The 23,040-nt window shown below is 74.1% G+C and carries 20 protein-coding genes; 9 read left to right on the plus strand and 11 right to left on the minus strand.

The annotated features are described in order from the left end of the window. Positions 1–148: 148 nt before the first annotated feature. On the plus strand, positions 149–898 hold the full coding sequence (locus tag ACF089_RS15850; RefSeq protein ID WP_392026402.1) for an antibiotic biosynthesis monooxygenase: 750 nt from the start codon (positions 149–151) through the stop codon (positions 896–898). Between the two features lie 118 nt (positions 899–1,016). Here ACF089_RS15850 and ACF089_RS15855 read toward each other — a convergent pair whose 3' ends face one another. Continuing rightward, a complete protein-coding gene (locus tag ACF089_RS15855) occupies positions 1,017–2,885 on the minus strand; it encodes an endonuclease/exonuclease/phosphatase family protein (RefSeq protein WP_392026403.1) in 1,869 nt (622 codons plus the stop codon). 323 nt (positions 2,886–3,208) lie between these two features. Here ACF089_RS15855 and ACF089_RS15860 point away from each other — a divergent pair, with 323 nt between their 5' ends. The 5 genes from ACF089_RS15860 (at position 3,209) to ACF089_RS15880 (ending at position 9,532) form a co-directional block, all read left to right on the plus strand. Then, positions 3,209–4,660 carry a hypothetical protein gene (locus tag ACF089_RS15860; RefSeq protein WP_392026405.1) on the plus strand — a complete coding sequence of 484 codons (1,452 nt, stop codon included), beginning with the start codon at positions 3,209–3,211 and terminating at the stop codon, positions 4,658–4,660. A gap of 1,064 nt (positions 4,661–5,724) precedes the next feature. After that, positions 5,725–7,182 (plus strand): alkaline phosphatase PhoX, encoded by a 1,458-nt coding sequence (locus tag ACF089_RS15865; RefSeq protein WP_392026406.1) that lies wholly within the window; start codon positions 5,725–5,727, stop codon positions 7,180–7,182. Between the two features lie 117 nt (positions 7,183–7,299). Then, positions 7,300–8,094: a GntR family transcriptional regulator gene (locus ACF089_RS15870; protein WP_392026407.1), complete on the plus strand. Its 795-nt coding sequence runs from the start codon at positions 7,300–7,302 to the stop codon at positions 8,092–8,094. 51 nt (positions 8,095–8,145) lie between these two features. Beyond that, complete coding sequence (locus ACF089_RS15875) at positions 8,146–9,162, plus strand: 1-aminocyclopropane-1-carboxylate deaminase (protein ID WP_392026408.1); 1,017 nt, start codon at positions 8,146–8,148, stop codon at positions 9,160–9,162. A 139-nt stretch (positions 9,163–9,301) separates the two neighbouring features. Then, positions 9,302–9,532 (plus strand): hypothetical protein, encoded by a 231-nt coding sequence (locus ACF089_RS15880; protein ID WP_392026410.1) that lies wholly within the window; start codon positions 9,302–9,304, stop codon positions 9,530–9,532. A 60-nt stretch (positions 9,533–9,592) separates the two neighbouring features. Here ACF089_RS15880 and ACF089_RS15885 read toward each other — a convergent pair whose 3' ends face one another. From ACF089_RS15885 to ACF089_RS15910, 6 genes are all read right to left on the minus strand, one after another. Continuing rightward, on the minus strand, positions 9,593–10,813 hold the full coding sequence (locus ACF089_RS15885) for a TerD family protein (RefSeq protein WP_392026411.1): 1,221 nt from the start codon (positions 10,811–10,813) through the stop codon (positions 9,593–9,595). A gap of 25 nt (positions 10,814–10,838) precedes the next feature. Further along, positions 10,839–12,089: an MFS transporter gene (locus ACF089_RS15890; RefSeq protein WP_392026412.1), complete on the minus strand. Its 1,251-nt coding sequence runs from the start codon at positions 12,087–12,089 to the stop codon at positions 10,839–10,841. A gap of 86 nt (positions 12,090–12,175) precedes the next feature. Continuing rightward, positions 12,176–13,615: a peptidoglycan D,D-transpeptidase FtsI family protein gene (locus ACF089_RS15895; protein ID WP_392026414.1), complete on the minus strand. Its 1,440-nt coding sequence runs from the start codon at positions 13,613–13,615 to the stop codon at positions 12,176–12,178. 215 nt (positions 13,616–13,830) lie between these two features. Next, the gene (locus ACF089_RS15900) at positions 13,831–14,484 is read right to left on the minus strand and encodes a response regulator (protein WP_392026415.1); all 654 of its coding nucleotides are present in this window, start codon (positions 14,482–14,484) and stop codon (positions 13,831–13,833) included. Further along, positions 14,481–15,734: a sensor histidine kinase gene (locus ACF089_RS15905; protein WP_392026417.1), complete on the minus strand. Its 1,254-nt coding sequence runs from the start codon at positions 15,732–15,734 to the stop codon at positions 14,481–14,483. The genes ACF089_RS15900 and ACF089_RS15905 overlap by 4 nt, the downstream gene beginning before the upstream one ends. Beyond that, positions 15,731–16,609: a hypothetical protein gene (locus ACF089_RS15910; protein WP_392026418.1), complete on the minus strand. Its 879-nt coding sequence runs from the start codon at positions 16,607–16,609 to the stop codon at positions 15,731–15,733. Before ACF089_RS15910 ends, ACF089_RS15905 begins: the two co-directional genes overlap by 4 nt. 742 nt (positions 16,610–17,351) lie before the next feature. On the opposite strand from ACF089_RS15910, the gene ACF089_RS15915 reads away from it, so the two are divergent. Together ACF089_RS15915 and ACF089_RS15920 are read left to right on the plus strand one after the other, a co-directional pair. Beyond that, positions 17,352–18,062 (plus strand): DsbA family oxidoreductase, encoded by a 711-nt coding sequence (locus ACF089_RS15915; protein WP_392026420.1) that lies wholly within the window; start codon positions 17,352–17,354, stop codon positions 18,060–18,062. 113 nt (positions 18,063–18,175) lie between these two features. Continuing rightward, on the plus strand, positions 18,176–19,216 hold the full coding sequence (locus ACF089_RS15920; RefSeq protein WP_392026422.1) for an aminotransferase class V-fold PLP-dependent enzyme: 1,041 nt from the start codon (positions 18,176–18,178) through the stop codon (positions 19,214–19,216). Positions 19,217–19,388: 172 nt separating this feature from the next. Here ACF089_RS15920 and ACF089_RS15925 read toward each other — a convergent pair whose 3' ends face one another. Then, on the minus strand, positions 19,389–19,940 hold the full coding sequence (locus tag ACF089_RS15925; protein ID WP_392026424.1) for a MarR family winged helix-turn-helix transcriptional regulator: 552 nt from the start codon (positions 19,938–19,940) through the stop codon (positions 19,389–19,391). A 164-nt stretch (positions 19,941–20,104) separates the two neighbouring features. On the opposite strand from ACF089_RS15925, the gene ACF089_RS15930 reads away from it, so the two are divergent. Further along, the gene (locus ACF089_RS15930) at positions 20,105–21,181 is read left to right on the plus strand and encodes an alkene reductase (RefSeq protein WP_392026426.1); all 1,077 of its coding nucleotides are present in this window, start codon (positions 20,105–20,107) and stop codon (positions 21,179–21,181) included. Between the two features lie 152 nt (positions 21,182–21,333). Here ACF089_RS15930 and thpD read toward each other — a convergent pair whose 3' ends face one another. From thpD to ACF089_RS15945, 3 genes are all read right to left on the minus strand, one after another. After that, positions 21,334–22,227 carry an ectoine hydroxylase gene (gene thpD / locus ACF089_RS15935; protein ID WP_392026427.1) on the minus strand — a complete coding sequence of 298 codons (894 nt, stop codon included), beginning with the start codon at positions 22,225–22,227 and terminating at the stop codon, positions 21,334–21,336. A gap of 3 nt (positions 22,228–22,230) precedes the next feature. Further along, a complete protein-coding gene (locus ACF089_RS15940; protein ID WP_392026429.1) occupies positions 22,231–22,629 on the minus strand; it encodes an ectoine synthase in 399 nt (132 codons plus the stop codon). 65 nt (positions 22,630–22,694) lie between these two features. Beyond that, positions 22,695–23,040, minus strand: a 346-nt coding sequence (locus ACF089_RS15945) for an aminotransferase class III-fold pyridoxal phosphate-dependent enzyme (protein ID WP_392026431.1), incomplete at its 5' end; no start/stop codon positions are given.

Consider the following 23,040-nt stretch of genomic DNA (forward strand, 5'->3'; position numbering starts at 1 on the left):
GCCGTGAAGGTCTACTTAGTTCTTCTTGGGGTGATGGTCAAGCATCTCTGAACGATTGATGATCCTTCTTGACCTCAAGCGAGCTTGATGTTTCACGATGTCGATCGACGGCGCGCCGCAGGGGCGCACCGAGCGAGGGGATGTCACCGTGTCCAAGCCCGTGATCGCACAGCCCGACGCCCGCCCCGATCTCGTCCGTCCGGGGGTGGGCGTCGTCAAGATCTCCACCTGGGACGTGGGCACGCCCGAGCGGCAGCGGGCCGCCGTCGAGGCCATCGGCCGGGCCTGGCTCTCCCGCGACTGGCCGGATGTGGGGCTGCTCTCCTACACCGTCCACATCGGCGAGGACGGCCATACCCTGCTGCACTACTCGCAGTGGGCCGACGAGCAGGCCTACCAGCAGTTCTTCGCCCGCTACCGGGACGAGAAGAACGCCGAGATCGACGCCGCGGTCCCCGGGATCGAGCGGGTCGGCATCCACTCGTACGAGCTGTACCGCGGCGCGGGGACCGGCGATCCCCGGGTGCCCGGCTCCATCGCGATCGTCGAGGTCGAGTTCGAGGGGCCGGATCCGCTGCGGCAGCGGGACTGGGTGGACACGGTCTTCGACGCGATCGCCTCCGACCCGCCGCCGGCCGGCGGGGCCGGGCCGGACGGCGGGCGCGAGCCGCGCGAGGCGGGCATCTCCGGCTCCTTCCACCTCGGGACCGACGGGATCCGGGTGCTCAACTACGCGGAGTGGGAGACCGCCGAGGCCCACCGCGCCGCCCTCGCGGCCCCGGGCGCCGGGATCGGCTCGAAGACGAAGGAGTGGGACCGGGTGCGGGAGTACCCCGGCGTGCGCGCGCGGCGGGTGAACCGCTACACGCCCGGGCTGAGTCTGCGCCCGGGCGGCTGAGGCGGCGCGCGCCGGCCGGGACCAGGGCCGGCGCGCGCCGAGGGGGCGCGGGAGCTGCGGGCGGCGCGCGCCGAGGGGTGCGGGGGCTACGGGCGGCGCGCGCCGAGGGGTGCGGGGGCTACGGGCGGAAGCGCAGCACCTGCGGGTCGTGGTCGCTGTTCTGGTCCGTGAACTCCGCGTTGATGTGGACGCTGTCGTAGCTGAAGTCGTCGATCGACGGGCTGGTCAGAATCTGGTCGAGCACCTGGCTGTTGCCCTGGAAGACATAGGAGTAACGATCCGCCCGGGGGAGCGACTCGACCGCCGCGTACAGCGCCCTGCCCGTGGTCAGCTCCTTGGTCGTCGCCGAGAACTCGAAGTCGTTGATGTCGCCGACGACCAGCACGTCCGCGCGCCGGTCGGTCTTCAGCACCTCCTTGACGAAGGTGTTCACCGACCGGGCCTGCGCCACCCGCTGGACCTCGGAGGAACGGTTCGGCGGCTGGCGGTGCGAGGTGAGCGCCTCGTCGCCGCCCTTCGAGCCGAAGTGGTTCGCGATCACGATGACCGGGCGGCCCCGGAAGCTGAACTCGCCCGCGAGCGGCTTGCGGCTGGACTCCCAGGCGGTGTTCCCCGGGTCGATCCGGCCCGGGGAGAGCGTCAGGGCCGCCCGGCCCCGCTCCCGTACGACACCGGTCGGCGTGGTGGCGTCGCCGCCGGCCCGGTCGGTGAAGGAGACCCGCTCCGGGTTGAAGAGGAAGACCTGGCGGATATTGCCCCCGGGCTGGCCGCCGTCCTTGTTGTTCTCGGGCGAGACGGACCGCCAGTCGTACGCCGGGCCGCCCGCCGCGACGATCGCCTCGGTGAACTTCCGGACCGTCTCGCCGGCGTCGACCGTGCCGTCGTTCCTCGCCCCGCTGTCGTCCTGGATCTCCTCCAGGGCCAGGATGTCGGGCGAGGCCAGATTCTCCACCACCGCCCGGCCCAGGGCGTCGAACTTCTCCTGCGGGTCCGACGGGTCCAGGTTCTCCACGTTGTACGTGGCGACCGCCAGCTCGCCCCGGCGCTGCGGGCGGGTCCGCTCGGCCTCCAGCCCCCGGTCGGACAGCGCGCCGAGGGTCCGCGCGGTCAGCGTGTAGCCGCCGTACTGGTTGAAGTCCAGGGGGCCCTCCGCGCCGCCGGTGAGCACATCGCCGACATCCGCCTGGGGGAAGGGCTGCTCGGCGAGCGGGATCAGCGACTGGATCTGGAGCCTGCCGGAGTTCTGCGAGTCGTACGAGCCGTAGAGCGCGCCGCCGCGCGGGGTCCGGTTCTCGAACGGCTTGACCGTCACCCACAGCGCGGAGAACGCGTCCGTCGCGCCGACGACCCGGGAGGTCCCGACGCGGACATTGACGCCCTCCAGGGACTCGTAGAGGTCCAGGGCGTAGGCGCGCGGCTTCAGCGGGAGGGCGTTCACGCTGCCGCCCGCGGCGGGGTCGCCGGCCGGGGCGTAGGCGGACGGCACCGACCGGGCGGAGAGGGTGACCGGGGCGGGCAGCGCGTTGCCGGAGGAGACCACCGTGACCGAGGGGCGGGTGATCTGCGTCAGCGACTGATTGCCGGAGGCCGCGCCGCCGGGCACGAACTCGGCCACCGTGCCGGAGACCAGCACCTCGTCCCCGGTCCTCACCGGCGGGGTGGAGCCGGAGCCGGTGAAGACGAAGACGCCCTCGCTGGTGGCCGGATCGGCGTCGGGGGAGCGGTCCTGGAACCAGAACCCGCGCGAGGAGCCGTAGGTCCGTACGCCCGTGACGACGCCGGGCACGTCGGCGACCGGCCGGCCGGCCAGCGGGGAGATCCGGGTGGCGCCCTGGATGTCGTGGATCCGGACGCCGGTCGCGGCGGCGCCCCCGGCGGAGTCCTCGGCGTCGGCCGACGCCGAGGAGCCGGTGAGCAGTCCGGCGGCGAGCGCGGCGGCGACGAGGGCCGAGAGGGCGGCGGTTCTCGGTACGGCGGAGGAAGGCATCGGGTTCTCCGGGATCGGGTGGCGGGCCACGGGGTGGGCGACATGCGCTCCGCGCGCGGTCGGCGCGAAGACGGCTCTACGCGCGTCAATCTCGGTGCTGGGCGGTGGACTTGTCAAGAGCCTCCGGATGTACGGAGGACGTCCGGCGGACGACGGCGCGGCGGACCCGGTCCACGGGCGCGGCCCGCCGTCCTCGAACGCCCGTGCCGGGGGTGTCCGGGGAACGCCGGACGGGCGGCGAAACCCGGTGAAATACGTCTACGCTGGAGAGCGACCGGAGGCCGCACCAGGCCCGCCCGTACGCCCCGAGGAGAAACAGCCAGATGCCCCAAGACGGTCCCTCCCTGCCGCCCGTACGGCTGCGCTCGGACGCGGAGCTGGCGCGGGACGCGCTCGCCGCCCCCCTGCTGACCAGGGCCGTGCGGCTCGCCCGCTGGGCGGGCCCGGAGACCCGGGTCGGCGCGGGCGGCGAACTGGCCGAGGAGCAACTGCCCGCCGCGGCGCGGGAGCTGGGTCTGGGGGACGACGAGGACGGCCCGGCGGTCGCCAGTGAGGCGTGGCGCACCGCCGTCGACGCCGCGCTCGTGGACGTCCGGGACCCGGAGGCGGAGGACTCCGAGTACGGCACGGTCACCGCGGGGGAGAATCTCGCGCTGATCGCCTCCGGCTCCCCGCAGGACGTCCTCGGCATCTGGCTGGAGGCGCTGGAGGCCGTGCACGCGGACGCCATCGCGCCGCTGCTCGACGATCTCACCGACGCGATCGGCGAGGACGGCGAGATCGACCTCGGGATGCTGGAGTGGGACCCGGAGGCCGAGGCCGAGTTCCTCGACGGGGTGCTCGGCAATCTCTATCTGCTGACCGTCGCCGACGAGGGCGCGGCCGAGCAGCCCGTGCCGCTGCCCGCGCTCGCCGCCTCCATGATCGTCCCCGACGACATGGGCGAGCCCACCGACGATGTGCTGGAGCAGGTCTCGGACGCGATGATGCGGCTCGACGACCAGTTCCGGCTGCTGGAGCCGATCGGGCTGGTCGACTACCAGCCGGTGGACGAGGCCCTCATGGCCGAGGTCGCCGACGGCGACGGCGGGCCGGTCGAGGACGACGAGGACGTCTCCCGGTACGGGCTGGTCCGGCTCACCCCGCTCGGGCTCTACGGGATCCGGGCCCGGATGCTGGAGGCCGGGGTCGACGCTCCCGCGGTGGGGGAGCTGGCCGACAAGGGCGCGGACGCCCTCCTCGACGGGCTCGGCCGCTACCCCGAGCACACCGCCCGCGCGGAGACCGAGCTGTGGCTGGCCCGGCGGGAGCCCGCCCCGGCCGCCGCCGAACTGCTCGCGGCCGCCCGCGGCACGGACGAGGGCGGGCCGCTGCGGCGGCTGCTCTGCCAGCAGGCGCTGTCCCTGGTCGGCCCGCCGGCCGAGGCGGAGGTCCGCGCCGTCCTCGACGACCGGGAGCTGGGCGGGCTCGCCCGCGTCTGGCTCGCCGAGCGCGGAGCCGCCGACGTGCCCCCGCCGCCGGAGTCGATGATCTTCTGGCTGTCGATCGACACCCTCGCCGCCCAGCTGGACGCGGCGGGCGAGTCGGAGGAGCTGCGCGGCCTCGTCGAGGGGCTCACGGGCCGCCACAGCGGCTTCTTCGACGCCGCCTGGCGCGTCGACCACCCCGCCACCGCCGACGTCCTCGACGCCATGGGCCGCCTCCACCCCGACAAACGCGCCGCCAAAGAGGCCCGCAAGGCCGCCTTCAAGGCCCGCTCCCAGCGCCCGTCCTGAACGGCGGGCTTCGCCACCCGACCTGAGGGGGGGCCTCGCCTCTCGGGGGACGGGGGACGGGGGACCCGGCGCGGTCGGGGCCGGCGGCCGGACGGCCGCCCCGGACGGGGGCTCGTACCCTAGGGGCCGCCCCTGAGCGGCCCGTATCCGGACGACCCGTCCGCACCGGGCGGGTCGCCTTCCGGGGTGCGCGGCGCGGTCCCGCTGCGGCTCGCGCGGCTCTGCGCTCGGGGGGCCGTGGGCTTGTGTCGGGGTGTGCGTCCGCCGAGGCGCGCCGGGCCCCGCATCGGGACGCCGCCCGTGCGAGCGGGCCCGCGCTGCGGGGTACGCCGGGCACGACTGACGCTCGCGCGGCGCGGCTTGCCCCGTTGGGGGCCCGCGCCTTACCCGCTCGCCAGGGTCTGCGGAGGCGTCCCGTCGCTGGCGCGTGCCGCGCCCTCGCCCGCTCTGACGGGCCCGTCCCACTGCACGAGCGGCTCGTCCGACGGCAGCCGTGGAGTCGGCCTGTCGCCGACCGCCTCCGTGCCTCGTTCGAGCCGGGTGGGACGACCTCGTCCGCGCGCCGGGCAGGCGGGACGGCTCGCTCCGTCCTCCGTTCCGGCGGGGAGGGCTGTCGCGGGGACGCGGTTCGTCGGCGGTGAGGGACCGGCGAGGGTGGGGGGAGGCCGCGTGGGGCGCTCGCGACGGACGTGGTCGGCGTCCGCCGAGGCGCGCCCGATGACGGGGGCGGTGCGGGCAGTTCGGCACGGCCCGGATCCAGGCGTTGGCCCGGCCGTGTTCGGACCCGCAGGGGGCCTCGCTCCCGTCCGAGCGGGCGCGGGTCGCCACTTGCGGCCCCGCCGGCGATTGAGGCGCCGGGTCCGGGGCGGAGCCCCGGAAGGGGTTGAGGCGCACAACTCAAGCCACCCTCTGGCCAGTTTCACCCCTTCGGTGTTCAAACACCCTGCGTGCGAGGGAGGAATCGTTTGCTCACCGTCACCCGACGGTAACCAGGGCACCGGTCACCCACCGGCCCCGAGCCATTCGTGCGCCTCAGGATCACCAGGTACCTCAGGAGAGACTCGATGCCGCTCACCCGCAGAGAATTCAGCAGGCAGTCCGCGTTCGCCGGCGCGGGCATCGCCCTCACCGGAACCGTCGCGGCACTCGCCACCGCCCCCGGAGCCCTCGCCGCCGAGGACATCACCGGGACGGCCCCGGAAAGCGACGACGACGACCACCATCACGGCCCCGGCTACGGCCCCCTGCTCCCCGACCCCGACGGCCTGCTCGCCCTGCCGGCGGGCTTCTCGTACCGCGTCGTCACCCACAGCGGAGTGACCCGGCTGGAGTCCGGCGAGTACACCCCGTCCCACCACGACGGCACCGCCGCCTTCCCCGGCCCCCGGGGCGTCACCCTCCTCGTCGCCAACCACGAGCTGCGGGGCGCGCGCTCCCGCTGGCGTCACCCGGTGCCGCTGACCGAGGGGCGGGTCTACGACCCCGCCGCGTCCGGCGGCTGCACCGTGGTCGAGGTGCGGCCCCGGGGCGAGGTCGCCCAGTGGGTCGGCGTCGCCGGGACCTCCACCAACTGCGCGGGCGGCGGAACCCCCTGGGGCACCTGGCTCACTTGCGAGGAGACCGAGGAGCTGGCCGGGCAGAACGGCATGACCAAGGACCACGGCTATGTCTTCGAGGTCGACCCCTACGACCGCCGCGCCAACGAGGACCCCCGCCCGGTGAAGGCGTTCGGCCGCTACGCCCACGAGGCCGTCGTCATCGACCCCGCGCGCGGCCACGCCTATCTCACCGAGGACGCCGGCGCCCCCCACGGCCTCCTCTACCGCTGGGTCCCCCCGGAGGGCTTCCGCCACGGCCGGGGCAGGCTGCGCGAACTGGCCGACGACGCGGGCGTGCTCCAGGCCCCCCGCTGTTTCGACTCCGGGGGCCGCTTCGTCGACGACCTCTCCCGCGCCACCAGGATCGGCACGGTCTACGGCGTGGACTGGGCCGACGTCCCCGACCGCGACGCCCGCACCACCCCCGTACGGAAGCAGTTCGCCGACGGCGCCATCACCCGGGGGCGCAAGCTCGAAGGCATGTGGTGGGGCGACGGCGGCGCCTACTTCGTCTCCTCGTACGCCCGGTCCGACAGCCCCGGACCCCACTCCGGGCAGGTCTGGTTCTACCACCCCCGGCGGCGCACCCTCACCCTGAAGGTGCTGCTCGGCGTCAGCGACGACCCGACCCGGGGCGGCGGCTACGACGGCCCCGACAACATCACCGTCTCCCCGTACGGCGGGCTGATCATCGCCGAGGACGGGGACGGCGCGCAGCATCTCTTCGGCGCGACCGACCGGGGCCGCACCTACCCCATAGCCCGCAACGAGCGGAACATCGGCACCGAGCAGGAGCCGGAGTACAGCGAGTTCACCGGCGTCGTCTTCTCGCCCGACGGCCGCACCCTGTACGCGAACATGCAGAGCCCGGGGCTCATGCTCGCGATCACCGGGCCCTGGCGGCGGCACTCCCACCGGGACTGACCGGCCCGCCGACCGGCCGGCGCGCGGACGCGCCGACCCTCCCGACCCGCTGATCCGCCGACCCGCGCCGGGCCCGACCGTTGTGCTCCCCAGGGCTGACATCTAACATTTCAGCCCATGGGAGCACTGCGGCCCGTCGGGCGGACTCTGCTGCGGGACATGGCGTACGCCGCCATCCGCGACGCGATCGTGTGCGGCGAGCTGCCGCCCGGCGAGCCGGTGCGCGACGCCGATCTCGCCGAGGCGCTCGGTCTCTCCCGGGCCCCCGTGCGCGAGGCGCTCGCCCGTCTCGCCGAGGAGGGGCTCGTGGAGACCAAGCCGCAGAGCTACACGAGGGTCACCCGGCTGGACCCGCGCGCGGTGCGCGAGGCCGCCGTGGTGGTGCGCGCCATGCACGAGCTGGCGGCCCGCACCGCCGTGCCCCGGCTCACCCCGGCGGACGTCGCCGCGATGCGCGAGGCCAACGACCGTTTCGTACGGGCGACCCGCACCGGTGTCGTCGGCGAGGCGCTGGCGGCCGACGACGAACTGCACGACGTGCTCGTCCGTGTGGGCGGCAACCGGGCCGTCGCCGCCACCATCGCCCGCCACACCCCGCTGATCCGGCGGCTGGAGTGGCGTCGGTTCGCCGAGGCGAGCGCGCTGGAGTCGGCCGCTCTGCACGACCGGCTGATCGAGGCCTGCGCGGCGGGGGACGCCGAGGAGGCGGCCCGGATCACCGCCCGGATCTGGAGCGCCCTCGAAGCCCTCGCCGACGACGAGCCCGAGCCCGAGCCCGATTCCGAGCCCGATTCCGAGCCCGATTCCGAGCCCGAGCCCGATTCCGCCTCTGACTCCGAGCAGGACCCGGAGGCCCCGGAAGACCGGGACGAGCCGCGCGAGCCCCGCGCCGTGCCCGGCGGAAGAGCCTGACGACCCCGGCCGCCCATCCCGCCGGCCGGCCGCCACCCGAAGGAGCCGAGTGTGTCGATCTCGTCGTACGAGCGCTACCCGCTGCTGTTCGGTCCCTCCCCGGTGCACCGTCTGGACCGGCTGACCGAACGCCTCGGCGGCGCGAGTCTCTGGGCCAAGCGCGAGGACTGCAACTCGCCGCTGGCCTTCGGCGGCAACAAGACCCGCAAGCTGGAGTACCTCGTCGCCGACGCCCTCGCCCGGGGCTGCGACACCCTCGTCTCCATCGGCGGCGTCCAGTCGAACCACACCCGCCAGGTCGCGGCCGTCGCCGCCCGCGCCGGGCTCGGCTGCGTCCTGGTCCAGGAGAGCTGGGTGGAGTGGCCGGACGCGGTCTACGACAAGGTCGGCAACATCCTGATCAGCAGGCTCGCGGGCGCGGACGTCCGGCTGGTGCGGGCCGGTTTCGGGATCGGCGTCAAGGAGAGCTGGGAGCTGGCGCTGCGCGAGGTCGAGGAGTCCGGGGGCCGCCCCTACGCCATCCCCGCCGGAGCCTCCGACCACCCGCTGGGCGGCCTCGGCTTCGCCCGCTGGGCGTACGAGGTGGCCGAGCAGGAGGAGGCGCTCGGCGTGTTCTTCGACACCGTCGTGGTCTGCTCGGTCACGGGCAGCACCCAGGCCGGCATGATCGCCGGTTTCGCCGCCCTGGAGGAGGCGGGCGCCCGGCCCCGGCGCGTCCTCGGCGTCGACGCCTCGGCCGATCCGGAGCGCACCCGTGAACAGATCGGCCGTATCGCCCGGGACACCGCGTCGCTCATTGGGGTGGAGCGCGGGATCGGGGCGGCGGACGTCGAACTGGACGAGCGCTACCACGCGGGCGTCTACGGAATCCCGGACGGGACGACGCTGGAGGCCATGCGGATCGCGGCCCGCACGGAGGGCATGGTCACCGATCCGGTGTACGAGGGGAAGTCGATGGCCGGGATGATCGACCTGGTCACCCGTGGCGAGATCGCGCCGGATTCGACCGTGCTCTACGCCCATCTCGGCGGTCAGCCCGCGCTCAACGCCTACAGCGCGCTGTTCTGAGCTGCCGTTCTGAACTGGTGTTCAGTTGCGCTCGCGGGAGCGCTCCCGCACTCCGGACGGCCCTGTGTCCGGTTGCGATCTGACCACGGTCTCACCCGGGCGTTGTCGCTTTGCGCTCGGAGAGACCATACTTCCAGTAATGACGAAGTCAGCCGGATCCCGGCGCCACCTGCCGTCCAGTCCCTTCAACCGCACCAACCCGGCAGCCCCGCCGATCGAACAGTATGCGGTGGGCGACCGGGTATCACACGATCAATTCGGCCTGGGAAGGGTCATCGCGGTCGAGAATGACAACGCCGCCGTGCTCGTCGACTTCTCCGGGCGGAAGGGCAGAATCCTCAGCCCTTTCGCCAAACTGGCCAAGCTCTGAGGACCGCTCCCCCGCCGGGGTCCACTGCCGCATGGAGGGCAGCGGGCCCCGGCGGCTCTGTCAGAGCGCCTTGGCCGCGGGCTTGACCATGCCGCGCACGGTCCGTGACTTCACGAACTCGCCCATGGCGGTCATCTCCCACTCGCCCGAGAACTGCCGGATCAGCTTCGCCATCATCACCCCGGTCTGCGGCTCGGCCCCGGTGAGGTCGAAGCGGACCAGCTCCTCGCCGGTGGCCGCGTCCAGCAGCCGGCAGTAGGCCTTGGCGACCTCGCTGAACTTCTGACCGGTGAAGGAGTTCACCGTGAAGACCAGACCGGTGGCCTCCGCCGGGAGCCGGCCGAGATCCACGGTGATCGCCTCGTCGTCGCCCGCGCCCTCGCCGGTCAGATTGTCGCCGGAGTGCTTGATCGAGCCGCCCAGGATCGCCAGCTTGCCGAAGTAGCAGCTGTCCAGATGATTGCGGTTCGGGCCGTAGGCGATCACCGACGCGTCGAGGTCGATGTCCTTGCCCCGATACGCCGGCTCCCAGCCGAGGCCCATCTTGACCTGGGAGAGCAGCGGGCGGCCGCCCTTGACCAGCGACACCGTCTGGTTCTTCTGGAGGCTGACACGGCCCTTGTCCAGATTGATCTTTCCGGCGCCGGGCGCGGGCGCCGGGGGAGCCGCCGGAGCGGCGGGCGCGGCCGGGGCCGCGGCCACCCTCGGGTCCACCGGCGGCGCGGCCGGGGCGACCGGGGCGGCGGGCGGCGCGACGGGCGCGGGGGCCGCGGCGGGCTCCTCGTCGACCGAGACGCCGAAGTCGGTGGCGATGCCCGCCAGCCCGTTGGCATAGCCCTGGCCGACCGCACGGGCCTTCCAGGCGCCGTTGCGCAGATAGATCTCCACGACGACGAGCGCCGTCTCGCCGCCGAGCCGCGGCGGGGTGAAGGTGGCGAGCACGCTGCCGTCGTCGGCATTGCGGATGGTGGCGGTGGGCTCGACGCCCTGGAACGTCTGCCCCGCGGCGTCCGGACTGGCGGTGACGACGATCTTCTCGATGCCGGCCGGAAGGGCGGAGGTGTCCACCACGATCGCGTCCGGGGCGGAGCCGCCGCCGGAGCGATAGGCGACGCCGGGGCCCGCCGGCTGGTTGTAGAAGATGAAGTCGTCGTCGGAGCGCACCTTGCCGTCGGCGGTGAGCAGCAGGCCCGACACGTCGAGCCGCACCGGTGCGGCGACGTCCACCGCGACGCGCGCGGTGGAGAGAGGGATGTTCGAGCCGGGGGTCATAGCGGTCATGCCAGGGGTAACGAGCGAAGGCGCTTTACCGTTCCCTTACCGATTTCTCCCGGGTCCGCGACCCGCCGTTCGGCCGAACGGCGCCCCGGCCGCCCCGCCCGAGGAGTCCCGCCGCCGTCACCGCCCCCGCCGCTCCCACCGCCACCAGCAGCACCCGTACGTCCACCACCGTCACCAGCCCCGCCCCGGCCGCGAGGGCCACCGCGTTGGGCGCGTACAGCAGGGTGCTCGCCGTCGCCGCCACACCGCCCAGGACCGCGCCGTCGGTCTCCCGCTGCACCGCGGTCGTCGCGGCGATCAGGACGCACGGGAGCCCCGCGCCGACCGCCGCGCCGGACACCAGCGCCACCCCCTCGTACGGCAGCGCGCGCAGCGCGACCCCCACCGCGAAGAGCGCGGTCCCCGCCGCCGCGAACGTCCGCTCCGGCAGCCGCCGCAGCAGCGGTCCGGCGACCAGCCCGACCAGGACGGAACCGACGCCCTGGGCCGTGTACAGCACTCCCACGAAGGCGGGGGAGCGGTCCAGCACCGTGTCCGCCACCGCGAAGGTCATCGCCCCGTTGAGCCCGGCCAGCAGCATCGTCGCCCCGCCGCCCGCGATCAGCGGCCGCAGCGCCGCGGACCGCCACAGCGAACGCGCGCCCGCCGCGGTCCGCCCCCGCGTCCGGGCCGGGCGGCGCGGCCGCGGCTCACGCACCCGGGTCAGGGCGCAGATCCCCGCCGCGAGCACGAACGACGCCGCGTCCAGCAGCGCCACCGACGCACCCCCGAAACGGACGAAGAGCCCGGCCCCGACGAGCGGGGCCACCAGCTTCGTCCCCTCCTTCGCGGTCATCCGCAGCCCGTTGAAGTCGCCGAGCAGCCGCCGGTCCACCACCGAGGGGACCAGCGCCGTCTCCGCCGCGTCATGGATCACCCCGCCCGCCCCGTACAGCACCAGCACCGCGAAGAGGATCCACACCCGCTCCGCCGAGTCCACCGCGAGCAGCGGCAGCAGCAGCACCGCCGTGGCGAGACGGACCCCGATCAGCAGCGGTCCTCGGCGCACCCGGTCGGCGAGCGTCCCCAGCAGCGGCGCGAAGAGCAGCGGCAGCCACATCGCGAACGCCGTCAGCGCCGCCAGGCTGTCCGAGCCGGTCAGCGACTTGACCCAGACCCCGGCCACCAGCCACATCGCGGTGGTGCCGAAGCCCGACACCACCGCCCCGGCGAGAAACAGCCCCGCCTCGCGATTTCTCAGCACCGCACCCGCCGCCGCCCGGCCCACCCGCGCCACCCGCCTCTCGGTCGAGGCCCCAGCGTGTTGTCTGAGGCCCCTCCCGGGGATCCGGCGAACGACCGGGAAACCGGGCCCCGGCGGCCTTACTTCAGCGCGGCGGCCATCATCTTCTGCGCCACCGGCGCGGCCAGCCCGTTGCCGCTGACCTCGGAGCGCGGACCGCCCGAGTCCTCGATCAGCACCGCGACCGCGACCTGGCGGTCGCCCGCCTCGGCGTACGAGGTGAACCAGGCGTACGGCGTCTCGCTGTTGTTCACACCGCGCTGCGCGGTGCCCGTCTTGCCGCCGACCTCGGCCCCCGGCACCCGCGCGTTGGAACCGGTGCCGTCCTCCACCACGGTGACCATCGCGCTGCGCAGCTGCTCGGCGGTCCCGGCCGAGACGACGCGCCGGGAGTCGCCCCCGGCGGACTCCAGGGTCTCGCCGTCGGCGTCCACCACCTCCTCGACCATGTGCGGAGCGGCCAGCACCCCGTCGTTGGCCACCACGGCGGAGACCATCGCCATCTGGAGCGGGGTCGCGGTCACCTCGAACTGGCCGATGCCCGTCAGCGCCGTCTCCGCCTTGTCCATCCCGGTCGGGAAGACGCTCTCGTACGCCCGCACCGGCACATCCAGCTCCTTTTCGTTGAAGCCGAACTTCTCCGCCGTCGCCCGCACCGTGTCCTGACCGAGGTCGGCGGCGAGCTTGCCGAAGACGTTGTTGCAGGAGTAGCGCAGCGCGGTGCGGATGGAGGCGTTCTCGCACGGGGCGTTCGCGATGTCGTTCGGCAGCACCCGGGTGGTGCCGGGCAGGACGTACGGCATCGGGCTGTCGGTCCGCTCGTCCACCGAGCCGTGCAGCCCCTCCTCCAGCGCCGCCGCCGCGATCACCAGCTTGAAGGTCGAGCCGGGCGCCAGCGGCTGCCGTATCGCCCGGTTCACCAGCGGCTTGTCCGGGTCGGCGAGCAGCTTCTTCCACTCCGCCGAGTCCGAGGTGCCCGCGATCGTCGACGGGTCGTACGACGGGGTGCTGACCATGCCGAGGATCTTCCCGCTCCTCGGGTCCATGGCGACGGCCGCGCCCTTGGCGTCGCCCAGGGCCCGGTACCCCGCCTTCTGCACCTCGGGGTCGATGGTGGTCAGCACATCGCCCGGCTCCTGCTGCTTCCCGGTCAGACCGTCCACCGGATTCTTCAGCCGGCTGTCGGTGCCGTCGAGCACCTTGCCGTAGATGCCCTCCAGCTGCGTCGAGCCGTACGCCTGCGAGCTGTAGCCGGTCACCGGCGCGTACAGACCGCCGTCGGGGTAGGTGCGCTTGTACGCGTAGTCCACCCCGTCGGTCCGGGCCGAGCCGGTGACGGGTGAGCCGGCCACCACGATGTCGCCCTGCGGCTGCGCGTACTGGGCGATCTTCGTGCGCGGATTCCGGTCGTGGTCGGCGAGGGCCTTGGCGTCGTACGCCTGCAGCCAGGTGGCCCGCACCAGCAGGGCGAGCACCAGCAGCAGACTGAAGACGGCTGAGTGTCTGATCGTCTTGTTCATCCCCTTCGAGGACGAACGGGGCTCCGAGCGCCGTTCCCCCTTCACGTGATTCTCAGACGTTCCTCATGCTCGGCCGCCCGCCGCCGGGGGGTGGGGCCCGGGTGGTCCGGGGCCCGCCCCGGCCGCTACCGCTACCGCTACCGCTACCGCTACCGCTACCGCTACCGCTACCGCTACCGCTACCGCTACCGCTACCGCTACCGCTACCGCTACCGCTACCGCGCGAGGAAGCCCGACTCGTACGCCGCTATCACCGCCTGGGTGCGATCCCGGGACCCCGTCTTCGCCAGCACCGCCGCGACATGCGACTTCACCGTCGCCGCCCCCACCCCCATCCGCCCCGCGATCTCCGCGTTCGTCAGCCCCGTCGCCATCAGCCGCAGCACATCGGCCTCCCGCTCGGTCAGCCGCGCCACCCACGGCGGCGCGGCGGCCGCCCGCCGCGCGCCGTACTCGTACGCCAGCGAGCGCACCGCGGCCGGGAAGAGCAGCGAGTCGCTCCGCGCCACCAGCCGCACCGCCTGCACCAGCTCCTCGGCCGCCGCCCGCTTCAGCAGAAAGCCCGCCGCGCCCGCCCGCAGCGCCTCGTACACGTACGAGTCGTTCTCGAACGTCGTCACCACCATGATCCGCGGCGGCTCCGCGAGGGCCGCGAGGATCCGCTCGGTGGCGCGGATGCCGTCGATCTCCGGCATCCGCACATCCATCAGCACCACGTCCGGCCGCAGCTCCCGCACGACCGAGACCGCCTCCGCGCCCGTCGACGCCTCGCCCACCACCGAGAGATCGGGCTCCGCCTCCAGAATCACCCGCAGCGCCGTGCGCACCATGCGCTCGTCGTCGGCGACCACGACCCGCACGGCGCTCATCGCGCGCCGCCCCGGGACCCGCCGCCCAGCGGCAGCCGGGCGCGCAGCCGCCAGACCGAGCCCGCGGGGCCCGCCGACGCCGCCCCGCCGAGCAGCGCGGCCCGCTCGGCGATCCCGCGCACCCCCCGGCCGCCTCCCGGTCGCACCACAGGGGCCCGGGAGGGCAGCGGATTCTCCATCGTGATCTCCAACTCCTCGCCGCGCAGGGCGATCCACAGGGACACCGGGGACGACCCGGCGTGACGGAGGGCGTTGCTCAGCCCCTCCTGGACGATGCGGTACGCCTCGCGGGACACCGGCGCGGGCACGGCGGACAGCTCCCCCTCGGCGGTGAACGCCACCGGCACCCCGCTGCGCGAGATCAGCCCGTCCACCGTGTCCAGGGCCGGGCCCCCGGCCCCCGGGGCCTCCTCGCGCAGCAGACCGAGCACGGCGTCCAGTTCGCCCACCGTCCGCCGGGTCGTCTCCTCGATCGCGGCCAGCGCCTCCCGGACGAAACCGGGATCCGTCTCCAGCACCCGGCGGGCCGCGCCCGCCTGGAGGGTGACCGCGCTCAGCGCGTGGCCCACCGAATCGTGCAGCTCACGGGCGAGCCGATTCCGCTCGGCCAGCTCGGCGGCGCGCCGCTCGGCGTCGGCCAGCCGGTCCGCGGGCGTCGGCCCCAGCAGCACCGGGGCCAGCCGCGCGAGCCCCCATCCGGCCGCCGCCGCCCACCCGGCCAGCGCCAGCAGCATCGCGACCCCGGCGAGCGGGAACAGCGCGAGCAGCCACAGCGGCGGCTCGGGCAGCCGCAGCCACTCCCGCAGCGCCGGGGAGAACGGCGCCGCCATGACGCTCAGCGCGAACGGCGGCAGCGCGAGCGTCGCCCCGCTGATCACCGCCCCGATCCCGGTGTGCAGCGCGAACCAGGCGGCCGTCCGCAGCCGGGCCGCCCGCGTGTACGAGGGCCGCTCGGCCAACGCGCCGTCGGGCAGCCCGCAGAGCGCCCGCGCCGCGGCCGCCGACAGCGTCCCGGCCATCGGGAGCAGCCCGGTCGCCGCGGCCACCGGCAGCCCGACGGCGTACGCCCCGAACTGCGGCGCGAGCGCGCCGAAGTGCAGACTGGACCCGCCGGTGACCGGCGTCAGCAGCACCCCTCCGACGAACCAGAACGGCGTCATCAGCGCGCCGCCCAGAATCAGATGGAACCAGCGCGTCCGGGCCCGTGCGCCGAACAGCGCCCCGAGGAACGCCCCCGCCCGGCCCCTCACTCGGCCGGCCCGCGCGCGAGCGCGGCGACACCGCGGATGAGCAGCAGCCCGACGACCGCGTCGGCGGCGTGGACCGACGCGTCCGGCCCGGGATCGCCGGCCCCCACCACCGGGGCCAGCAGCGAGAACACGCCCCAGCAGGCCACCGCGCCCGCCCCCAGCCAGACCGCCGCGAGGGGCGTCCGCACCGGCAGCGCGGACCAGGGGCGCAGGACGAGGAGCAGCGTTCCCGCGACGGCGACGGCGAGCAGCACGGCGCGCGCCCCCTCCGGCAGCCGCTCGCCCCGGCCGGCCCACCCCGGCTCGCCGACCGCCGCCAGCAGATGCGCCGCCGCCGGGAACAGCGCCAGCAGGGCCCCGGCGACGGCGGTCCGCCGCGCGGCCGCGCCCGGCGGGGGCAGCTCGCCGGTCAGCCCGCGCCGGGGACGGCTCCGGGGGGCGGGCCGCGCGGGCCGTCGGCCGTCGGGCCGGGCCGGTGCGGACCCGGTCGGGAGGGGGGCGTACGGCCCGGCCGGCGCGCGCGGCCCGGCCGAGTCGCGCGGCGATCCGGCGGGCAGCCACCCTCTGAGCCGCGCGCGTCCCTCCCGGGTGAGCAGCAGCGCGAGCGGGAGGACGCCCGCGTTCAGCAGCAGGGCCACGGCGGCGGTCGGGCCGCCGCTCCCCAGCGGCCCGTCGCCCTCCCCGTGACCGGTCGCGCCGCCCGGCGACAGCCAGGGGAGACAGAACAGCACGGGGAGCCAGGCGAGCAGCGTCACCGCCCACCGGGCGGACCGGGCCGAGGAGACCCGGACCCGTCCGTCCGGCGGGCCGGTCCGGGACGTCTCGGGGGCCGGTCCGGACGGGGCGGGCGGACGCGTGGGCGATAAGCGCTTCATACCGTCAGCCTCTCGCCCTCCGCCCGGGCCGCGCCTCCCGCTCGAAGACGATTTCCCTCCCCCACACGGCGGAGAAGCCCCCGCGCCGGACGCCCGCCCGTCCCCGTCCCCGACCATGCTCTCGCTCTCGCTCTCGCTCCCGCCCTCGAACGTCCCGTTCCCGTCCGGCGGCGGGCCGACCGTGTGCACGGACTAGGGCCTCTCTTTCGGATCTTGCCGGGCTCGCGTGCCCTGGCACCGCACTCCCCCTGCGCCTGGCGGCACGGGAGGTGCCCCCACCCTGCGCCTGGCGGCACGGGAGGTGCCCCCACCCTGCGCCTGGCGGCACGGGAGGTGCCCCCACCGCATGGACTCATTCCTCCGCCTTGCGATGCACGTCACCAGGCCCCGCTCCCTGATCCGGCCTGGTCCAAAAGAAAGACCCTAGGCCCGGGGCGGCGCGGGCCCGGCCCGGCGATACGTACGCGACCACCCGCCGGCGTCGGCCCGGCCGCCCGCCCTCCCGCGCGGAACCCCGTACCCCGGGGACGCACCGTACCCAACGGCCGCCCCCGAGGAGACGCGCCCGGGACCCCGCGCCCGACCCGCCCCACCGTGCCCCCGGGAGCGGACTCCGCATCCCGGCCCTCCCGGCGGAATCCGGCGGGCCCCCCGAGCGTTGGCACGGGAAGGGCGGAGGGCGACGCGGCACGCGATCGCCTCCGCGCCGTGGACCAGTCGAAAGATCCTTGGAGAGAACCGCATGCGCGTCGAAATCTGGAGCGATATCGCCTGCCCCTGGTGCTACATAGGGAAGGCCCGCTTCGAGAAGGGACTCGCGGACTTCGCCCACCGCGACGAGGTCGAGGTGGTGCACCGTTCCTTCGAGCTGGACCCCGCCCGCGCCAAGGGCGACACCGGGTCCGTCGTGGACATGCTGGCGCAGAAGTACGGGCGGACCCGTGAGGAGGCGCTGGCCATGGAGGAGCACGTCGCCTCCAACGCGCGCGCCGAGGGGCTCGGCTACCGCACCGAGGGCCGGGACCACGGCAGCACCTTCGACATCCACCGGCTGCTGCACCTGGCCAGGGCCCGCGGCCGCCAGAACGAGCTGCTGGACCGCGCCTACCGGGCCAACTTCGCCGAGGAGCGGTCCGTCTACGACCCCTCCGTGCTGCTCGCGCTCGCCGTCGAGGCCGGGCTCGACGAGGCCGAGGCCCGCGCGGTCCTCGCGGACGAGAGCGCGTACGCCGACGAGGTGCGCGCCGACGAGCGCCAGGCCGCCGAGTTCGGGGCGACCGGGGTGCCCTTCTTCGTCTTCGACCGGCGTTACGGCGTCTCCGGCGGCCAGCCCGCCGATCTCTTCACCAAGGCCCTGGAACAGGCGTGGCAGGGCCGCACCCCCGCCCCGGTCGGTGCCCCGGACGCCCCGGCCTGCGACACCGACGGCTCCTGCGAGGTCCCCGCGAACTGACCGGAGGCGCGGCCCGGGACGGCCAGGCCGCCCGGGCCGCGCTCCCGCGTTCCATCACCGCCCGCGCGGTGATGCGATTGACCGGGTGCCGGGCGCGGCCCAGTGTGGGACGCATGGAATCCCTGGGCGGCGCCGAGTTCGCGCCGGACACGACGTATCTCAACACCTCCTACTGCGGCCTGCTGCCCGCGCGCGCCGCCGAGGCGATGTCGGCCCTGATACGGGAGCTGGCGACCGGGCGGAGCGCGGGCGACCACGACCGGATCACCGCCGTCCGGCACTCCTTCGCCCGGATCGCCGGCGTCGGCGCGGACCGGATCGCGCTCGGCGGCTCGGTCGCGGTCCACGTCGGACTGATCGCGAGTTCGCTGCCGCCCGGCGCGGAGATCCTCCTCCCGGAGGGCGAGTACACCTCGGTCGTCACCCCGTTCGCCGTACGCGGCGACCTCAAGCTCCGGTACGCGCCCCGGGCGGCCCTCGCGGACGCGGTGCGCCCCGGCACCGCGCTGGTGGCCCTCTCCGCGGTGCACTCCTCGGACGGTGTGATCGCCGATCTGCCCGCCGTACGGGAGGCGGCCGCCGCCCACGGGGCCCGTACGCTGGTCGACGCCAGCCAGTCGGCGGGCTGGCTGCCGCTGCGCGCGGGGGAGTGGGACTTCACCGTCACCGGCGGGTTCAAATTCCTCCTCTGCCCGCGCGGGGTCTCCTTCCTCACGGTCACCGAGGAGGCGCAGCGGACGGTGGCCCCGCTCCACGCGGGGCTCTTCGCGGCGGAGGGACTGGACACCTTCTACGGCCCGATCGAGCGTTTCGCGTCCTCGGCCCGGCGCTTCGACGAGGCCCCCGCGTATGTCTCGTACCACGGGGCCGAACAGTCCCTGGCGCTGCTGGAGGAGATCGGGGCGGACGCGATCCACGCCCACACCACCGGGCTCGCCCGGCGGTTCCGGGAGGGGCTCCGGTCGCTGGGGCACGCGCCGCTGCCCGGGGAGTCGGCGATCGTCGCGGTCCCGGGGCTGGGCGGGCGCGCCCCCGAGCTGGCCCGGGCGGGCGTTCTCGTCTCGGACCGGGACGGGAATCTGCGGGTGTCGTTCCATCTGTACAACACGTCGGCGGACGCGGACCGGGTGCTGGACGTCCTGGCGGCCGCCTGACGCCCGGCTCCCGAGCCGGTCGGCCGCCCCGAGCCGCCCCGAGCCGTCCCGAGCCGGTCCGGGCGGCCGTCCCTCCGGCTGCTTCGACGATCCCGGCGGTCCGGTCCGCGCGCCTCGCGTCCTGGCGTTCTCGCGGACCGGTCACCGCCGCCACCGCCACCGCCCCGGGCCGTCAGGCCCCCCGCGCCCCCGGGCAGTCCTCCGCCTGGGCGCAGAGATTCGCCTCCACCTTCCCCAGCAGCCGGTTCAGCTCCGCGCGCTCGCCGTCGGTCAGCCCGGTGAGCGTCTGGACCTCCAGCTGGGACCAGGCCCGCTCCACCGCCGACCGCAGCGCGCAGCTCTCGTCCGTCGCCTCCACCAGCACCGCGCGCCGGTCGGCGGGGTCGGGGCTGCGCCGGACGTGCCCGGACTGTTCGAGGCGCTGGAGCATCTTCGTCACCGTGGACGGGTCCAGTTCCAGCGTCTTGATCAGGTCCGACTGGCGCACCGGGCCCGCGTCCCACAGATGCATCAGCAAGAACTCCTGGCCGGGGTAGAGCCCCAGCCCCCGGAGCAGCTTGGCGGCCGCCATCCGGTGCAGCCGGGCGACCCGGGAGACCGCGTGGCTGACCGGCCCGCCGAGGCAGGAGTCCACGACGGCGGCGTCGCCGCAGGACTCGCCGCGCGCCGACTGGTCCCACAGCGGCTCACTACACACAGGATCGGCCGTGACCTCGGGCTTCATCGAGCCTCCTCCTACAGAGAACTGTCTCGTGACCAGTCTGGGGGACAGTCTTCCTTCCCTTGCCGCGTTCTCTGCCCAAACTTTACCTTGGTCGGCCAAGTAATGCGTTACAGTGGCTCGGCGCCCTATTGATTGGCCGACCATCTAATACCGCTGGAGCCCTTATGACCACCCCCTTCGCCCCCGTCGCCCTGCGGGGCAGGCAGCTCGCCAACCGCATCGCCATGGCCCCCATGACCCGCAGCCGCGCCTTCGGCCCGGGGCTCTCCCCGACCGAGTCGACGGTGGAGTACTACGCCCAGCGCGCCGGCGCGGGACTGATCGTCACCGAGGGGATCCAGCCCTCCGTCACCGGTCAGGGCTACCCCGACACCCCGGGGCTGCACAGCGACGAACAGGTCGCCGCCTGGCGCGCGGTCACCGACGCCGTGCACGCCAGGGGCGGCACGATCTTCGCCCAGCTGATGCACTCCGGGCGCATCGGCCACCCGGTGATCTTCCCCGACGGCCGGTCGAGCGTGGCGCCCTCCGCGGTCGCCCCCGCCGGGCAGCTCTACACCGGCAAGGGAATGCTGGACTTCGTCGAGCCGCGCGCCCTCCCGGCCGAGGAGATCCCCGCCGTCATCGGCGAGTTCGTGCACAGCGCCCGCAACGCCGTCGCCGCCGGATTCGACGGGGTGGAGCTGCACGGCGCGAACGGCTATCTCATCCAGCAGTTCCTGGCCTCCAACACCAACCTCCGCACCGACGAGTGGGGCGGCTCCGTCGAGAACCGCATCCGCTTCGCCGTCGAGGTCACCCGGGCGGTGGCCGAGGCCGTCGGCGGCGAGCGGACCGCGATCCGGCTCTCACCCACCAACGCCTACAACGACATCGCCGAGACCGACGCCCACGAGGTCTACCCCGCGCTCGTCCGCGAGCTGGAGCCGCTGGGCCTGGCCTATCTGCACATCACCGAGACCAACGAGGGCGCCCGGGAGGTGACGCTCGCGGTGCGCGAGCAGTACCGGGGCACCCTCGTCCTCAACCCGGCGACCGAGGGCCCGACCGACCACCGCGCGCTGCCGCTGATCGAGGACGGCATCGCCGACATCCTCGCCTTCGGCGCGCTCTTCCTCGCCAACCCGGACCTGCCGGAGCGGCTGCGGACGGCCGGCCCGTACAACGCCCCCGACCCGGCCTCCTTCTTCGGCGGCGGCGACCAGGGGTACATCGACTACCCCGCCCTCAGCAGGGTCTGAGCCCATGGGCGAGGGGCCGGTCCGCGGGGGGTACGGACCGGCCCCTCCCCCTGTTGCCGCAGGGCCGCGCCGCCCCGGCGGAGCTTCCCGTACGGCTTCTGCCGCGGCTCTGCCACGGCTCCTGCCACGGCTTCTGTGCGGCGGCGTCTGTGTCAGCGGACGGGCGTGAAGTCGCGCGCGCCGATGAAGTCGGGCCTCGGGACCGGGGCCGCGAAGGGCCGCACCGCCGCGTTCTCCACGCTGTTGAAGACGATGAACACATTGCTGCGGGCGTACGGGGTGATGTTGTCGCCCGACCCGTGCATGCAGTTGCAGTCGAACCAGGTCGCGGAACCGGCGCGGCCGGTGAAGAGCCGGATGCCGTGCTCGTCGGCGTAACGGGTCAGCGCCGCGTCCGACGGGGTCCCCGCGTCCTGCATCTGGAGGGACTTCTTGTAGTTGTCCTTCGGCGTCTCGCCCGCGCACCCCAGGAACGACCGGTGCGAGCCGGGCATGATCATCAGCCCGCCGTTGGTGTCCCGGTTCTCGGTGAGCGCGATGGAGACCGAGACGGTCCGCATGTTCGGCAGCCCGTCCTCGGCGTGCCAGGTCTCGAAGTCCGAGTGCCAGTAGAAGCCCGAGGCGCCGAAGCCCGGCTTCACATTGATCCGGGACTGGTGGACGTACACGTCCGAGCCGAGGATCTGGCGGGCCCGGCCCACCACCCGCTCGTCGCGCACCAGGCCGGCGAAGACCTCGCTCAGCCGGTGCACCTCGAAGACCGAGCGCACGTCCTGGGAGGACGGCTCGATGATCGAGCGCTCGTCGGCGCGCACCCCGGGGTCGGCGATCAGCCGGTCCATCTCGGCGCGGTAGAGGGCGACCTCCTCGTCGGTGATCAGCTCCTCGACGGTCAGAAAGCCGTCCCGCTCGTACTCCAGCAGTTCGGACCGGACGATGGGGCCCGGCGCGCCCGGCGCGGACCAGACCACCGGATCCTGACGCGGGGTCACCACCTCTCCCGCGCCTCGGGTCGGATAGAGGTCGGTGCGTACGGCGGTCGTCATCGATCAGCCCTCCTCGGTGATCAGCGGATAGACGCCGTTCTCGTCGTGGTCCTCCCGCCCGGTGACGGGGGGATTGAAGACGCAGACACAGCGGAAGTCGGTCTTGGGACGGAGCGTGTGACGCTCGTGGCCGTCCAGCAGATACATCGTGCCGGGGGAGATCCAGTGCGTCTCACCGGTCTCGTCGTCGGTCAGCTCGGCCTCGCCCTCCACGCAGAGCACCGCCTCGACGTGGTTCGCGTACCACATCGACGTCTCGGTGCCCGCGTAGAGCACGGTCTCGTGGAGCGAGAAGCCGACCTTCTCCTGGGCGAGCACGATGCGCTTGCTCTCCCAGGTTCCGGAGGCCGCTCTCACATGGCGCTCGGTGTTCTCGATGTCCTGCAGCGAACGGACGATCACGGTGTGGTGCAGCCTTTCTTCCGTGGGTTTCCGGTCCTGGGGCCCGTGGGCCGTGGGCCGTGCGGTTACGCGGTCTCCCGGATGCAGCGGGCCAGGATCGACAGCCCCTCGTCCAGCTCCTCCGGGGAGACGGTGAGCGCCGGCAGCAGCTTCACGACCTCGCTCTCCGGGCCCGAGGTCTCCAGCAGCAGCCCCAGTTCGAAGGCGCGGGCGCAGATCGCCGACGCGCGCGGCTTGTCCGAGAACTCGATGCCCCAGACCAGACCGCGGCCCCGGAAGCTCATACCGGAAGAGGTCTCCTCGGCGGCGATCGCCAGCAGGGCGTTCTCGACCTGTTCGCCGCGGGCGAGGGTCTGTTTCTCCATCTGGCCGTCGGCCCAGTAGGCGTCGAGTGCGGCGGCGGCGGTGACG

Origin of the sequence: Streptomyces sp. NPDC014894 (genome assembly GCF_043080985.1) — a bacterium.
In the GTDB taxonomy this organism is placed as follows: Bacteria; Actinomycetota; Actinomycetes; order Streptomycetales; family Streptomycetaceae; genus Streptomyces.